This is a genomic window from uncultured Dysosmobacter sp. (assembly GCF_947631165.1).
Lineage (GTDB): Bacteria > Bacillota > Clostridia > Oscillospirales > Oscillospiraceae > Oscillibacter.
Map to the genome: position 1 here is coordinate 1 of NZ_CANRKH010000007.1, position 14,852 is coordinate 14,852.

Annotated in this window: 13 protein-coding genes and 1 pseudogene; 7 read left to right on the forward strand and 7 right to left on the reverse strand. The window is 62.2% G+C overall.

What is annotated here, in order from left to right:
- A pseudogene (locus Q0Z69_RS05070) lies at window positions 1-171 on the forward strand (NADP-specific glutamate dehydrogenase); the annotation flags it as partial.
- Window positions 172-301: 130 nt separating this feature from the next.
- On the opposite strand, the gene Q0Z69_RS05075 reads toward Q0Z69_RS05070, so the two are convergent.
- The 3 genes from Q0Z69_RS05075 to Q0Z69_RS05085 all read right to left on the reverse strand — a co-directional run bounded on the left by Q0Z69_RS05075 (window position 302) and on the right by Q0Z69_RS05085 (window position 2,740).
- The gene (locus Q0Z69_RS05075; protein WP_298030331.1) at window positions 302-1,351 is read right to left on the reverse strand and encodes a hypothetical protein; all 1,050 of its coding nucleotides are present in this window, start codon (window positions 1,349-1,351) and stop codon (window positions 302-304) included.
- A complete protein-coding gene (locus Q0Z69_RS05080) occupies window positions 1,348-1,902 on the reverse strand; it encodes an RNA polymerase sigma factor (protein ID WP_298030334.1) in 555 nt (184 codons plus the stop codon). The genes Q0Z69_RS05075 and Q0Z69_RS05080 overlap by 4 nt, the downstream gene beginning before the upstream one ends.
- Before the next feature lie 241 nt (window positions 1,903-2,143).
- Window positions 2,144-2,740, reverse strand: a complete 597-nt coding sequence (locus Q0Z69_RS05085) for a 4'-phosphopantetheinyl transferase superfamily protein (RefSeq protein ID WP_298030336.1) — start codon at window positions 2,738-2,740, stop codon at window positions 2,144-2,146.
- Between the two features lie 278 nt (window positions 2,741-3,018).
- Here Q0Z69_RS05085 and dnaG point away from each other — a divergent pair, with 278 nt between their 5' ends.
- Both dnaG and rpoD read left to right on the forward strand, forming a co-directional pair.
- Complete coding sequence (dnaG, locus tag Q0Z69_RS05090; protein WP_298030337.1) at window positions 3,019-4,803, forward strand: DNA primase; 1,785 nt, start codon at window positions 3,019-3,021, stop codon at window positions 4,801-4,803.
- A gap of 223 nt (window positions 4,804-5,026) precedes the next feature.
- Entirely contained in the window at window positions 5,027-6,253 is a 1,227-nt protein-coding gene (rpoD, locus tag Q0Z69_RS05095; protein WP_367272240.1) for an RNA polymerase sigma factor RpoD, read from the forward strand.
- A 335-nt stretch (window positions 6,254-6,588) separates the two neighbouring features.
- Here rpoD and Q0Z69_RS05100 read toward each other — a convergent pair whose 3' ends face one another.
- Both Q0Z69_RS05100 and Q0Z69_RS05105 read right to left on the reverse strand, forming a co-directional pair.
- Entirely contained in the window at window positions 6,589-7,827 is a 1,239-nt protein-coding gene (locus Q0Z69_RS05100) for a hypothetical protein (protein ID WP_298030343.1), read from the reverse strand.
- Between the two features lie 92 nt (window positions 7,828-7,919).
- Window positions 7,920-9,236 carry a CCA tRNA nucleotidyltransferase gene (locus Q0Z69_RS05105; protein ID WP_298030346.1) on the reverse strand — a complete coding sequence of 439 codons (1,317 nt, stop codon included), beginning with the start codon at window positions 9,234-9,236 and terminating at the stop codon, window positions 7,920-7,922.
- Between the two features lie 155 nt (window positions 9,237-9,391).
- Between Q0Z69_RS05105 and murC the strand changes: the two genes are divergently transcribed.
- From murC to Q0Z69_RS05125, 4 genes are all read left to right on the forward strand, one after another.
- Window positions 9,392-10,774: a UDP-N-acetylmuramate--L-alanine ligase gene (gene murC, locus Q0Z69_RS05110; RefSeq protein ID WP_298030349.1), complete on the forward strand. Its 1,383-nt coding sequence runs from the start codon at window positions 9,392-9,394 to the stop codon at window positions 10,772-10,774.
- A gap of 8 nt (window positions 10,775-10,782) precedes the next feature.
- Window positions 10,783-10,962 carry a hypothetical protein gene (locus Q0Z69_RS05115; RefSeq protein WP_298030352.1) on the forward strand — a complete coding sequence of 60 codons (180 nt, stop codon included), beginning with the start codon at window positions 10,783-10,785 and terminating at the stop codon, window positions 10,960-10,962.
- 6 nt (window positions 10,963-10,968) lie between these two features.
- The gene (locus tag Q0Z69_RS05120; RefSeq protein WP_298030354.1) at window positions 10,969-11,322 is read left to right on the forward strand and encodes a prolyl-tRNA synthetase associated domain-containing protein; all 354 of its coding nucleotides are present in this window, start codon (window positions 10,969-10,971) and stop codon (window positions 11,320-11,322) included.
- Between the two features lie 333 nt (window positions 11,323-11,655).
- The gene (locus tag Q0Z69_RS05125; protein ID WP_298030357.1) at window positions 11,656-12,525 is read left to right on the forward strand and encodes a helix-turn-helix domain-containing protein; all 870 of its coding nucleotides are present in this window, start codon (window positions 11,656-11,658) and stop codon (window positions 12,523-12,525) included.
- A gap of 60 nt (window positions 12,526-12,585) precedes the next feature.
- On the opposite strand, the gene gltA is transcribed toward Q0Z69_RS05125, so the two are convergent.
- Both gltA and Q0Z69_RS05135 read right to left on the reverse strand, forming a co-directional pair.
- Window positions 12,586-13,971 (reverse strand): NADPH-dependent glutamate synthase, encoded by a 1,386-nt coding sequence (gene gltA / locus Q0Z69_RS05130; protein WP_298030360.1) that lies wholly within the window; start codon window positions 13,969-13,971, stop codon window positions 12,586-12,588.
- A 1-nt stretch (window position 13,972) separates the two neighbouring features.
- A complete protein-coding gene (locus Q0Z69_RS05135) occupies window positions 13,973-14,815 on the reverse strand; it encodes a sulfide/dihydroorotate dehydrogenase-like FAD/NAD-binding protein (protein WP_298030363.1) in 843 nt (280 codons plus the stop codon).
- Between the last annotated feature and the right edge of the window lie 37 nt (window positions 14,816-14,852).

Consider the following 14,852-nt stretch of genomic DNA (forward strand, 5'->3'; position numbering starts at 1 on the left):
TGGACCGAGGAAGAGGTGGATAAGCAGCTCCACCAGATCATGAATACGATCTACACCATGAGCGTGGAGGCCGCTGAAAAGTACGGCCTTGGCTACAATCTGGTGGCGGGCGCCAATATCGCCGGCTTCCAGCGGGTCGCCGACGCCATGATGGCCCAGGGTATCTTCTAAGCGTTTTCCGAGATGTCAAAAGGTCTGGCAGGGATCTCCTGCCAGACCTTTTTTCAGGAATCAGCAATATCCCAGTCCGCCCGCCCGCTTGGTGATTAGAGTCCAGACCTCCAACGCAGCTGGCGTTCTTTCATCCATCTCTTTCCCCGCTCACGAACGCGCCGCCGGGCAGCTCCCTGGCCCCGGCAGGACCTCCTTTCGATCCATTCTCCAGCGCATCCTCGGTGACGGACGGCTGCGGCTCCACCGGCGTCCAGGCAGGCTGTGCGTCCTCCCCTGCCGCCTCCCGCAGCTCCGCCTCCGTCTCCGGCGGCTCGTCTCCATTGGGGACGTTCTCCCGCAGGTAGTCCATCACCTCGTCCAACGTTGCGGCATCGGCAATGTCTGCGTAAACAGTTCGTTCAAAAGACAATCCCTTGCCAGTGTCCAGGAACAGGAAGCGGATCCCCTCCTCAAAATACAGCTCCGCCAGATCCCCATAAGCGAAAAAGCCGTCTCCGGCGCTCCAGCCCGCCTCCTGTCCGGCCCAGCGGGGCATAAAGACGGCGTCGCTGCCCTCCTGGAGCTTTTCCAGGTCCCCGGAGACGGAGCTGCCAGATAGGCCCAGGACCCCCGGATACAGCACATTGTAGATATCGCCTGTCCCCAGCTGGCCCCGGATGCAGTCCGTCACCTCTACCGAAGCCACGGTATAATAGGCCGCCTCTTTGCCGGCCATCACCTCAAAGCACCGCAGATTCCGCACGGTGCCCCGAAAGACAGCGGTATCCATAGCTAAAATTTCCTCCGGCTCCAGCCAGGCAAGGCAGGCGGAACTGCGGTTCTGCGCCGGCGCCTTGTTCGCCGCAGCCTGGGGATCGGCGCCCTCCACGGCCAGTTCCGACCACTTCACGCCGGTAGAGCGGATGGGCCGGGCCTCCGCATCCTCCGGCGTGCTCTCCGGTGTGGAATAGTGGCTGCCGTCCAATCTGCTGTCCTCGATCAGGCCCGTTCCCTCGTCAATCATCCCGGCAGGCCGCAGCCTGTTCATAGCAAGGCCCGCTGCCAGCACCACCGCCAGGCAGGCCGCCAAAGCCCCGTACCGCCGCCAGCGGAACGGCTGCTTTTTCGTTTTTTCCGCTTCTTCCGCCTGGTCCTCCCGAATCTGGCCCACAGCGCGGAACAGTTCTTCTCTTGTCATAGATCATACCCCTCTCGTATCAGGTATTCCCGCAGGCCCTTTCGGGTCCGGTGGAGCAGAGACCGGATCTTGGCTTGGGTATAGCCAGTGGCCTCCCCGATCTCCGCCATGGTCTCACAGTGCCAGTACCGGCGCAGAAAGGCCCGCCGCGCCGCCGGAGAAACGGTATCCAGATACGCTGAGATGCTCTCCCCCAGCCGCCGCAGGTCAAAGTCCTCCCCTGCCGGGTCGCCGCCCACGCACTCCGCCAGTTCCTCAAGCACCAGCTCGAAATCACCGCATCGCCGCCGGGCCGTGTTATAGCTGTACCGGTCCAGAGCCGTGTTTCGGGCAATGCGGCCCAAAAACACCGCCAGCTTGGCAGGCCGCTGGGGCGGTATGGCGTTCCAGGCCCCCAGCCAGGTGTCGTTCAGGCACTCCTCGCCGTCCCGGCCGTCTCCCAGAACCCGCCGGATGATAGCGCCGCAGTATCCGCCGTATTTGGCCGCCGTAGCCTGGATAGCCTCCTCCGACCGCGCCCAGTACAGGGCGATGATATCCTTGTCCTCCATGCCGTCACTTCCTTTTGAAAGCTGCTTTCACCCATATAGTCGGCAAAAGCCCGCCCTTTGTCGCGCAGGCTGGGAAATTTTTTGCAGGAAACGGACCGCTCCCACCGGAACAAAGCGCCTGGAACACACAGTGTATCCCAGGCGCTTTTCACATGGAGAAATGAAAACCATGCCGCCATCCCCTTGGTGTCATCCGAACTTTCTGAAATCAGGTGCGGGACCTTCCCTGTCCGATGTGGGATCACAAGGCCAGCATCTCCGTCAAAGAGAGAACCCGCGCCCTGCCAACGGTCTGACCCGCGCCGGCAGACACGCCCGCCGCATAGCCGGGGAACAGCTCCAGCGGACGGTAGGTCTCGTCCGGCGCCAGCGGTGGCTCCTCTCGCAGGAAGGCTCCCACGCCCCGGCCGGTGCGCTTTCCCCGGGCCTCCCGCCGGACCCAGAGGCGGAAAAATTCCTCCTCCGCTGGTGCGCCCATCCGGGCCAGAAGCCGCCTGCTCACTGGGCGGAACGCTTGGATATCGACCCCGATGGGCTGGTCTGACACGCCCGCCAGCACCGCCCCGGCGGTGTGGCTGACGCTGAAGCACACCTGGGGCCAGTCCGGAAAAAAGGGCTTGCCCAGAGGCGTGGTCTCCATCAAAGGAAGTTCCCGCCACTGGTACTGTTCTTCCAGCGCCCGGCGTAATATCCAATAGGCACACAGGATCTCCGCCTGCTTCTCCGGCGGGCCTGACAGACGATGCCGCCGCTCCAGCGGCAAGGCCTCCAGCAGTTTGGCCCGCTCCCCCGCCGTCAGGGGCCGGTCCAGCCGGGCGGCCCAAAGCGTGATGGCCACGATGGCTCCCCTCCCTTGGTTTTTTCTTTATTCTACCGGCTTTTCCCCCCCCTGTAAAGCCCGGGGCATCATCAAGGGGGCTGAAAAAACCTTGTCAAGCCCTCTTTTTGATTTTGAGCTGGTATGAGCGTACAAAATTTTCGAAAAAAATTTGTGAAAAAAAGAGGAAAATTAAAAAGTGCGGGGTATAGTATTGATAATCCTGTTTTTATCCCCGCCCAGCGGGGGTATGACGGCCGGATATCCTGGCTAAACTGAACGAAAGGAGGGACCCGGCTTTGGCATTCCCGCAGAGCTTTCTGGACGAGCTGATCGCCCGCAGCGACATTGTGGATGTGGTGGGCAGCTATGTGCAGCTGACCCGCAAAGGCTCCAACCTCTTCGGCCTGTGTCCCTTCCACAGTGAAAAGACCGGCTCCTTCTCCGTCTCCCCCGACAAGCAGATCTACCACTGCTTCGGCTGCAAAAAGGGCGGCGGCGTCATCAACTTCATCATGGAGGAGGAGAACCTCACCTTTCCCGAGGCGGTGCGCTTCCTGGCCAAGCGGGCCGGTATGGAGGTCCCGGAAGAACAGGGCGACCGGGAGGCAGGGCGCCGCCGCCAGCGGCTGCTGGACCTGAACCGGGACGCCGCCCGCTTCTATTACCAGCTTCTTCAGCAGCCCGAGGGCCGGGCGGTGCAGGAATATCTGGACCGCCGCAGGATCCGCAGGGCCACCGCCGTGAAGTTCGGCATGGGCGCCTCGCTGGATTCCTGGGACACCCTGCTGACCGCCATGACGAAAAGGGGCTACACCAAGACTGAGCTGCTGGAGGCGGGTCTGGTGGTGCAGAACAAGAACGGCGGCCTGTACGACAAGTTCCGCAACCGCCTGATGCTCCCGGTGATCGACACCCGGGGGGATGTGGTGGCCTTCGGCAGCCGGGTTTTGGACAAGTCTGAGCCAAAATACATGAACTCCTCCGAAACGCCGGTGTATTCCAAACGGCGGGTCCTGTACGGATTGAACCTGGCGAAAAAGAGCAAGCGGCCCAACATCATCCTCTGCGAGGGCAACCTGGACATTGTAACGCTGCACCAGGCGGGCTTCGACAACGCGGTGGCCTCCATGGGCACGGCGCTGACGGTGGAGCAGATCCGGCTCCTCTCCCGCTTTACCAAGGAGCTGGTGCTGTGCTACGACAACGACAACGCCGGAAAGATCGCCACGGAGCGGGCCTTGCAGCTTTTGAACAACTCTGAATTCTCCGTCAAGGTCCTGCAGCTTCCCCGGCGGCTGGTGGACGGCGAATATATCAAGCAGGACGCCGACGACTTCATCAAGTTCCAGGGGCCGGACGCCTTTGAGCGGCTGCTGACCGGCAGCGAGAACGGCGTGGAGTTCCGGATGGCCCAGGTGGCCGGGAAGTATGACCTGGCCAGCGACGAGGCCAGGGTAGCCTACTGCGGAGAGATCAGCGAGCTGCTGGCCTCTCTGCCCAACGCGGTGGAGCGGGAGATCTACACCGTCCGGGCCGCTGAGACCGCCAAGATCACGCCGGACGCCATGAAGCTGGAGGTCCAACGGGCCTTTAAGCGCCGCCTTTCCCAAGAAAAGCGGGCAGCGCTGCGGCGGGAGCTGAATCCGGCAGTCCAGGCCCAGCCCAAGGAGCGGGCCTTCCGCTATGACAACATCCGCTCCGCCAAGGCGGAGGAGGGCATCCTGCGGCTGCTGCTGATGGACGCCAGCCTCTTCCCCCCGGAGCTGTCCCTGACGCCGGAGCAGTTCTCCTCCCCCTTGCTGGGCAAGGTCTACGGCCTGCTGCGGCAGGCCCAGGCGGCGGGACGCATACCCTCCGCGGCGGTCCTCACAGGGGAGCTTACCAACGAGGAGATGAGCCACCTCACCGCCGTCTGCCAGCAGCCGGAATCGGCCCGGAACGGAAAACAGGCCCTGGCGGATTACATACGCGTCGTACAGACAGAGGCGAGCAAACGGGCCGGCGGAGGGAATTTGGACCCCCTGCTGGCGGCGACAGAAAAATACAAAGACAAAAAGAGAGGAAAGCAGCATGGCGAATAAAAAGGAATTGACCCCCGAGGAGCTGGAGCAGCAGGCGGACGCCCTCCTGGCCGCCGCCGACGCCGCCGACGCGGAGATCACCGCTCCGGCAGAGGCCCGCAAGCCCGCGAAGAAGTCCGGGAAGAAAAAGGAAGCGGAGCCGGAAGAGCCTCCCCGCCTCCTGACCGACGAGGAGGCAAAAAAGGCCGGCATCCTCCGCCTGGACGACAAGCAGGTGGCGGCGCTGCCCGCCTCCGGCTGGCTCATCAACAATGAGAAGCTGCGGGAGCTGCTGGCCAAGGGCAAAAAGAAAGGCAAGCTGGAATCCGCCGAGCTGATGGAGGCCGTGGACGACCTGAACCTGGAAGGCGAGCAGATGGACCAGCTGTACGACTCCCTGGAGGCGCTGAATATCGACATCAGCACCGACGAGGACCTTCTGGCGGACCTGCCGGAGGAGGGTCCTGCCGCCGAGGAGATCGCCGACGTGGAGGAAGAGGAGCTGGTAGATCCCAATACCCTGGTCAACAACTTCTCCATCGACGATCCCGTACGGATGTATCTGAAGGAGATCGGCAAGGTGCCGCTGCTCTCCCCCGACGAGGAGGTCACGCTGGCCCAGGCCATGTCCGCGGGCAACGCGGCGGCGGAAAGGCTGGAGGCGCTGAAAGCGGCCCGGGAGGCCGGCGAGGCCGTGGAGATCACCGCTGAGGAAGAGGCGGCCCTGAAAAAGGACCACAAGGCCGGTGAAGCCGCTAAGCAGAAGCTTGCGGAGGCCAACCTCCGGCTGGTGGTGTCCATCGCCAAGCGCTATGTGGGCCGGGGCATGCTGTTCCTGGACCTGATCCAGGAGGGCAACCTGGGCCTCATCAAGGCCGTGGAGAAATTCGACTACACCAAGGGCTATAAGTTCTCCACCTATGCCACCTGGTGGATCCGGCAGGCCATCACCCGGGCCATTGCCGACCAGGCCCGCACCATCCGCATCCCCGTCCATATGGTAGAGACCATCAACAAGGTCATCCGGGTCAGCCGCCAGCTTTTGCAGGAGCTGGGCCACGACCCCTCCCCCAACGAGATCGCCGCCGAGATGAATATGCCGGTGGATAAGGTCCGGGAGATCCTGAAGATCGCCCAGGAGCCGGTCTCCCTGGAGACCCCCATCGGCGAGGAGGAAGATTCCCACCTGGGCGACTTCATCCCCGACGAGGGCGCCTCCGAACCCAGCGAGGCCGCCAGCTTCACCCTGCTGAAGGAGCAGCTGATGGACGTTCTCTCCACCCTGACTCCCCGGGAGGAAAAGGTGCTGAAGCTGCGCTTCGGCATCGAGGACGGCCGCACCCGCACCCTGGAGGAAGTGGGCAAGGAGTTCAACGTGACCCGGGAGCGCATCCGCCAGATCGAGGCCAAAGCCCTGCGAAAGCTGCGCCACCCCAGCAGAAGCAAAAAGCTCAAGGATTTTCTCAACTGATCTTTGGCCGAAAAGGCATTCCGCCCTGGGCGCAGCTTTCGCATAAAAGGGGACCCCAGAAAGGCCCAGCGAAGCGGGCTTTCTGGGGAGAGGAGGCGCGGCGCAGGGAGCGGCACTTGCCGCCTGGGGCGAGGGCCGCGATACGGAGCATGCGCCGACGACGCGCCACCCCAGCAGAAGCAAGAAGCTGAAGGACTTTTTGAACTGAAGCCACACAAATACTTTTCATGTGTTTGGACGTAGCCCCTTCAAACTGACCTGAAAATGAAAATAAGAGCATGACCCTGCGCCGCCGGGAAAACCCTGGGACCGGGTCATGCTCTTGTTTTTCGCTGTCACACGCCGGCGGGCGGCGCCTCCCATTCCACCAGCGGGACAGCTTCGTCGTAAGATACGTTGTATTGATAGCATTGGTTTTTCCAGAAGGACACTGCGAAGGTATCTCCCCATCCCCCGACGTGGAACACACCGCCAGTTCCCAGTTCATAGCCGTCACAATAGTTGAGACAGTAAGCATAGACGGTCCCATTCTGTTCGCTGAACACGATATACTGGTCCGGCCAGCCCTCCGCGCCGTCCAGCAGGCGCAGAACGCACTCCCGCTGTCCATCGCCGTTCAGGTCTGCCCAAGCCAGCTTTTCGATCTTCTGCGGCGTATCCGCGTACCGGTCCACGCCGCCGGGGGCCAGATACCGCTCCAGCACCGTCCAGCCGGTGTCGCCGCCAAAGCCGTCGGCGGAGACGCCGTAAAATTCCGTGCCGTCCTCCAAGACCGCCTGTATGGCAGCCTGGGCCGCCGCGTCCCGGTCCGGGTCCAGTTCCCGCCGTTCCCGCTCCCGGCCATAGTCATAAATGGGCAGAAGCAGCGGCTGGTCCGCACTGGAATCAAACTCCTCGCCAAAGGTCAGGTCCAAGGTCGTCCGAACCTCCCGCAGGTTTTGACTGTCGGGGACGATGTCCGCCATTTCCGTATATGCCTCTACCGGCTCCTCGATCCCCTCTTCAAAGACCGTCTCCCATTCCAGCGCACCGTCCGCCAGACTGCCCTTCTGCACATAGTGGCCACCCATGTGGCCCCAGTTGAAGGCCACGGCGTTCTCTCCCGGCCAGGTGTACAGGCTGGCATGGCCGCTGGAAAAGTCCCCTAGCTCCGCCACTGCGCCGTCCGCCCAGCCGTAGACAGTGGTGTGATACGCCGCCTCGCTGTCACCATACCGGACCGTCAGCTCCGGTACGCCGTCCTTGTTAATATCGTAGAGGCAGTAGCCGCTGCTCAGCATTCCAATCTCGTAAGGATATTCGTTGGGGTCATAGTCCGGCCGGTCGATGTCCCGCACTGCCGCCTCCCGTCTGCACAGCTCCCGCAGGAAGTCCACATAGGTCTGCTGCCAGTCTGCCAGTCCGGATTCGTCATAGGCAAAGTCCAGCTCCCGGCGCTCTCCGGCGCTTTCCTCCGCCGGGCCTTCCGGCTCTTCCGCCTGAACAGGCGGCTCCTCCGCCTCTGTTCCCTGCGTTTCCGCCCCGCAGCCTGTCAGCAGGCACAGCGCCAAAACCATCCCCATCCATCGTTTCATAGAAACACCGCCTCTATCTGATCTTTACTCAGTATAGAGACGGTGTCGCATTTATGTCAACTACAATTCAGTAACAAACGATGTCAAAACAGTTACAGGTCTTTCACGGCTTCCAGCAGCACCGCCCGCTCATTGGGCAGGCCTCCATCCACGACCCTCTCCAAAAGCGTGTTCAGTGCCCGGCCCACAGCCGGTCCCGACAGGCCCATTTCTGTCAAGTCCTTTCCGTTTACAGCAAGCTGTTTCAGGGAAAAGCAGGCGTCCTCCGCCAGCAGGCGGTCCAGAATGTCCTCCGCCTTGTCGATCTCCGCCTGCCGGTCCCAGAACTGAGGGGCCTGGGCAAAATTGTCCGCCCGCTTCACCAGGATCAGCCGCCGCAAGTCCTCCTCTCCCAGGACATTCAGAGCCTTTCGGACACCCCGGTCCGTCCGGGGGATGTCCCGGTCGTGCCACTCCACCAGCCGAGTCACCGTCTCCCGCAGCTCGTTGGAGCATTTCAGCCGCCGCAGCATTCCGTCAGCCAGGTCCCGGCTGATAGCCGGATGGCCGTAAAAATGGCCCAGGCCTTTTTCATCTGCTGTAAAGCAGTTTGGCTTTCCAATGTCGTGGAGCAGCGCGGCACACCGCAGCACCGGGTCCCCCGGTATCCAGTCCACCGCGTGGAGGGTGTGCTCCCACACGTCGTAGCAGTGGTGGAAATTTTTCTGGTCGAAGCCCACCATGGGCAGCACTTCCGGCCAAAACACGCCCACCACGTCCGGATACTCCCGCAGCACCGCCGCCGCGTCCTTGCCCTGCAGCAGCTTGAAAAATTCCACCTGGACCCGTTCGGCGGCGATATCCCGCAGCAGCTCCCGATTTTGGTGGATGGCCGTCGCCGTGCCGGGTTCGATGGAAAATCCCAGCACTGCCGCGAACCGCAGGACCCGCAGGATGCGGAGGGCGTCCTCCTGAAAGCGGCGGTCCGGGTCTCCCACGCACCGCAGAATGCCCGCCTTCAGATCAGCCTGTCCGCCGAAGGGGTCCCGCAGCGTTCCCCGCAGGTCCATGGCCATGGCGTTGACAGTGAGGTCCCGCCGGGCCAGGTCCTCTTCCAGCGACCGGGTGAAGGCAACGGAATCCGGCCGCCGGTGGTCGTGATAGGTCCCATCGACCCGGTAGGTGGTGACCTCCACGCTCTGATGCTGGGACCGGACCGTCACAGTGCCGTGCTTCAATCCCGTGGGAAAGGCGTGGGGACCGAACACCGCCATGATCTCCTCCGGCAGAGCGCTGGTGGTCACGTCCCAGTCCTCCGGCTCCCGGCCCAGCAGCGTGTCCCGTACGCAGCCGCCTACGCACCACGCCTCATAGCCCGCCGCCTCCAGGGCCTCCAGCACGGCCCACACATATTTTGGCGCCTTCGCCACACTTTCACCTCATTTCCCGTTGCATTTTCAGGGGAACTGCATTATAATAATTGGGCTGTGTCAAGAATATTTCCTGAAATGAATATGTGATATTATACACCGTTTTTTCCGTTTTCGCAACGCGAAAAGCTTTTTGGAAAGGAAGTTCACGTTCCATGATGAACAATCCAAATCCCATTTCCACCTATCTGGTCCCTGGCAAGCGGGTCCATCTGGTGGGCATCGGCGGCGTGTCCATGTGTCCCCTGGCGGAGGTGCTGCGGGGCATGGGCCTGCTGGTCCAAGGCTCCGACATGACGGACAGCGACACCGTGGAGCATCTGCGGGGCCTGGGCATTCCCGTGGCCATCGGCCACAACGCGGAAAACCTGGGCGACTGCGACTTCGTGGTCCGCACCGCCGCCGTACATGACAGCAATCCGGAGATCGCCGGCGCCGTGGCCCGGGGCATTCCCGTGTATGAGCGCGCCCAGGCGTGGGGCGCCATCATGCGGCACTACCCCAACGCCCTGTGCGTCTCCGGGACCCACGGCAAAACCACCACCACCTCCATGTGCACCCATATCTTTATGGCCGCTCAGGCGGACCCCACTGTCATGATCGGCGGGACCCTGCCCCTGCTCCACGCCGGTTACCGGGTCGGGCATGGCGACACCATCATCTTGGAATCCTGCGAGTACTGCAACAGCTTTTTGAGCTTCTTCCCCACCGTGGCGGTGATCTTGAACGTGGAGGAGGACCACCTGGACTTCTTCAAAGATCTGGCGGACATCGAGCGCTCCTTCCACCGGTTCGCGGAGCTGGTCCCCGCTGCCGGCCATGTGGTGGTCAACGCCGACAATCCAGGGGCAATGGACGCTGTGGCCGGTGTGGACCGCCCCCTCTTCACCTTCGGCCTGGACCATCCCGCCGACTGCACCGCAGCCAATCTGCGGGAGGCGGACGGTGTGCCGGACTTTGACGTTCTGATCCGCGGCGAGAAGTATGCCCACGTGACCCTGCACGTCTATGGCCGCCACAACGTGCTCAACGCCCTGGCGGCCGCGTCCGCCGCCTGGGTTCTGGGCATCCCCGGCAGCGCTGTGGAAGCGGGCCTGTCCGCCTTCACCGGTGCGGGCCGCCGGTTCGAGCATAAAGGCACCTTCAACGGCGCTGAACTTTACGACGACTACGCCCACCATCCCGACGAGCTGCACGCCCTGCTGACCACCGCCCGGGCCATGGGCTACCGCCGGGTCGTGGTGGCCTTCCAGCCCCACACCTACACCCGCACCGCCAAGCTGTTCGACCAGTTCGTGGAAGAGCTGAAGCTGGCGGATGTGGTCATTCTGGCGGAGATCTACGCCGCCCGGGAGCAGAACACCCTGGGCATCTCCTCCGCCGACCTGTGCCGGAATATCCCCGGTTCCGTCTACTGCTCCACTCTGGATAAGGTGGCGGAACAGCTGCGGCAGACCGCCCAGCCCGGCGACCTGATCCTGACCGTGGGCGCAGGCGACATCTACCGCGCCGGAGAAAAACTTTTGAAAAAGGACTAAAGAGGACCATGGAAATCTCCCCGCTGTATCACAACACCCGCCCGGAAGGCGCGCTCCTCCCCCAGGAGGACGTTGCCTTCGGCATTCTGGAGGAGCTTGGCATCGACTATGACCGGGTGTCCAGCGACCCCGCCGACACCATGGAGAAATGTGCCGCCGTCAGTCAGGTGCTGGGGGTGCCCATCTGAAAGAACTTGTTTCTCTGCAACCGGCAGAAAACCCAGTTCTATCTGCTGTGCATGGGGCCGGACAAGCCCTTCCACACCAAGGATCTGAGCCATCAGATCGGCTCCGCCCGCCTCTCCTTCGCCCCGGAGGAGAGCCTCTGGGAGCTGCTGCGCTGCACCCCCGGCTCCGCCACCATCCTGGGCTTGATGAACGACAGGGAACACCAGGTCCGCCTGCTGATGGAACGGGAGGTCTATGAGGCGGAGTATCTGAGCTGTCACCCTTGCATCTGCACCAGCAGCCTGAAGCTGAAAACCGCCGACATCCTTCACAAATTTCTGCCCCGCACCGGCCATGCGGTCACGGTGGTGGACTTATGAAGGCCAAAACACCTGCCTCTGGCAGGTGTTTTCTTGTTCCAAACCACTCTTTTTCCATCCCGCAACTGGCAGTTGCTAAAATTGCAAGTCCGTTTGGTGGACTTTTTCCGCCCTTCCCGGTATACTGATACTAATCACTAATGAAACAATTTTCTTGTTTTATTAGGGCCGCATAAGCGGCCCCGGCGGCAAAGCCGCCTGTGATGAAAGTCCATGCTTTTCCTGCGCGACGTAGGCACGGCGGCGCGATGCGCCGCAATAAAAAACTTTTTTAAAGTTTTTTATCAGGAAACAGTATGCGGAAAGCATTGAGTAAACAAAGGAGAACGCATTATGGATCTTGGAACCACCATCAGCCGTCTGCGGGCGGAGCGAAGCATGTCCCAGGGCGATCTGGCGGAGGCGCTGGACGTCTCCCGACAGTCCATCTCCAAGTGGGAGACCAACGCCAGCGTGCCGGAACTGGACAAGCTGGTGAAGCTGAGCCGCCTGTTCGGCGTGTCCCTGGACCAACTGGTCACCGGTGAAGCGCCCGCCGCCCCGGAAATGCCCTGCCATGCCTCCCCGGCCGCCCCCGCTCCCCCAGAGCCGGCCCCCACGCAAAAGCTCCCCGGCCACAGACTGGCGGGAATCATCCTGTTGTGCATGGCGTTTTTGATCTGGCTGCTGCTGACGGTGATGGGCGGTCCGCTGGAGGGACTGGTCCTGGCCGCTCCCTTTCTGCTGTGCGCCGCCATCTGTTTTGCCTGCCGCAGACGAGCGGGGCTGTTCTGCGCCTGGACCGTCTATCTCTCTGTGGAGCTGTACCTCCGCTGGGCCACCGGCATCACCTGGGGCCTGGTGCTGATGACGCCGAGCTTTGAGCCGTGGATGAACTACACACGCCTTGCCATCGCCTGGGTGCAGTTCTTCGCGATGCTGCTGATGTTCTTCCTGACCATCCGCTCCTTCCGTACTGTCCATATCGACCTGAAAAACCGACGGAACCTGTTTTTACTGATCGTCGGCTGGACAGTGCTGGCTACGCTGTACCTTCTGCGGCGTTGGGGCTTTCCCCTGCTCTTTCACGGCCCCGCGTTTGATACCAGCCTGGGCTTCCGGCTGCTGCTCAAATCGGGAGATGTTCTGCTTCTGGCCCTGCTCGCCGCACTGCTGACTGCCACGGTCTGCGGCCTGCGCACCCTGCGCCAAAAGGAAGCCTGACGAAAACAAAAGAAGGCCCGCTGAGTTTCCTCAGCGGGCCTTCTTTTGTCGTGCTGGAATTTATTTCTTGCTCAATGCCTCGTCGATGGCCTTGGCGGCAGTCTTGCCGGCGCCCATAGCCAGAATGACGGTGGCAGCACCGGTGACGGCGTCACCGCCGGCGTACACGTTCTCCTTGGAGGTCAGGCCGTCCTCGTTCACTACGATGCCGCCCTTCTTGTTGATCTCCAAGCCCCTGGTGGTGGACTTGATCAGGGGGTTGGGGCTGGTGCCCAGGGCCATGATGACGCAGTCCACATCCAGCTCGAACTCGCTGCCGGGAATTTCCACAGGACGGCGGCGGCCGGAGGCGTCAGGCTCGCCCAGTTCCATCTTGATGCAGCGGATCTTGTTCACGTCGTCGTTTTCGTCGGCCAGGATCTCCACAGGGTTATTGAGGGTCTTGAAGATGATGCCCTCTTCCTCGGCATGCTCCACCTCTTCCTTACGGGCGGGCAGCTCCTCCATGCCCCGGCGGTACACGATGTACACCTCAGCGCCCAGGCGCTTGGCACAGCGGGCAGCGTCCATAGCCACATTGCCGCCGCCGACCACGGCCACCTTCTTGGGGTGCTGGATGGGCGTGTCGGAATCGGGCAGGTAGGCCTTCATCAGGTTGATGCGGGTCAGGAACTCGTTGGCGGAATACACGCCGCGGTAGTTGACGCCGGGAATATTCATGAACATGGGCAGACCGGCGCCGGAACCGATGAACACGGCCTCAAAGCCCTGCTCCTCCATCAGCTCGTCAACGGAAATGGTGCGGCCCACCACAGTATCGGTGGCAATGGTCACGCCCAGGGCCTTCAGGCCGTCCACTTCCTTCTGGACGATGGCCTTGGGCAGACGGAACTCGGGGATGCCGTAGACCAGCACGCCGCCGGCCAAGTGCAGCGCCTCGAACACGGTGACGTCATATCCCTTGCGGGCCAAGTCGCCAGCGCAGGTCAGGCCGGCAGGGCCGGAACCGATGACCGCGACCCGGTGACCGTTGCTGGCAGGCTTCGCGGGGGCCTCGGTGCAGTGGGCGTTGTGCCAGTCAGCCACGAACCGCTCCAGGCGGCCGATGCCCACGGGATCGCCCTTCTTGCCCCGGACGCAGTACTTCTCGCACTGGCTCTCCTGGGGGCAGACACGGCCGCACACGGCGGGCAGGGCGGAGGTATTGGAAATGATCTGATAAGCGGCCTCAAAATCGCCCTTGGCCACCTCGGCAATGAACTCCGGGATATGTACCATGACAGGGCAGCCCTGCATACAGGGTTTGGCCTTGCAGTTCAGGCAGCGCTGGGCCTCGTCCAGAGCCTGTTCCTCGGTATAGCCCAGGGCCACCTCGTCAAAGTTCTTGTTGCGGACGTTGGGGTCCTGAGAGGGCATGGGATTTTTCGTCAAAGACATGTTGGCCATCTTATTCAGCCTCCTTCTTGAACAGGTTGCAGGTCTCCTCGTGCTTGTGCATCTCAAAGTCCCGGTACATCTGGTTGCGCTTCACCGCCAGATCCCAGTCCACCTTGTGGCCGTCGAAGTCGGGGCCGTCCACGCAGGCGAACTTCATCTCGCCGCCCACGCTGAGGCGGCAGCCGCCGCACATGCCGGTGCCGTCGATCATGATGGGGCTCATGGAGACGGTGGTGGGGATGCCGTAAGGCTCGGTGGTCTTGGAGACGAACTTCATCATGATCATGGGACCGATGGCGAACACCTCGTCATACTGGTTGCCGGCGTCGATCAGCTCCTTCAGCGCGTCGGTCACCAGGCCCTTGCGGCCATAGGAACCGTCGTCGGTGCAGACCACCAGCAGATCAGAGGACTTCTTGAAGTCGTCCTCTAGGATGACCAGGTCCTCGGTGCGGAAGCCCACGATGGCGTGGACCTCGGCGCCGTCGTCATGGAACTTCTTCAGCACGGGATAGGCGATGGCGCAGCCCACGCCGCCGCCTACCACGGCCACCTTCTTCTTGCCCTCGGTCTCGGTGGGCTTGCCCAAGGGGCCGACGAAATCCTGGAGGCAGTCGCCCTGCTTCAGGTGGGCCAGCTTCTCCGTGGTGGCGCCCACGGTCTGGACGATGATGGTCACGGTACCCTTCTCAGGGTCGTAGCTGTTGATGGTGATGGGGATCCGCTCGCCCATTTCGTCAACCCGCAGGATGATGAACTGGCCTGGCTGGGCCTTTTTGGCCACCAGCGGCGCTTCAATCTCATACAGGGTCACAGTGGGGCGGAGGGCTTCTTTTCTCACGATACGATACATAGTTTTCCTTCTTTCCCTCATGTAGAAATTTTCGGAG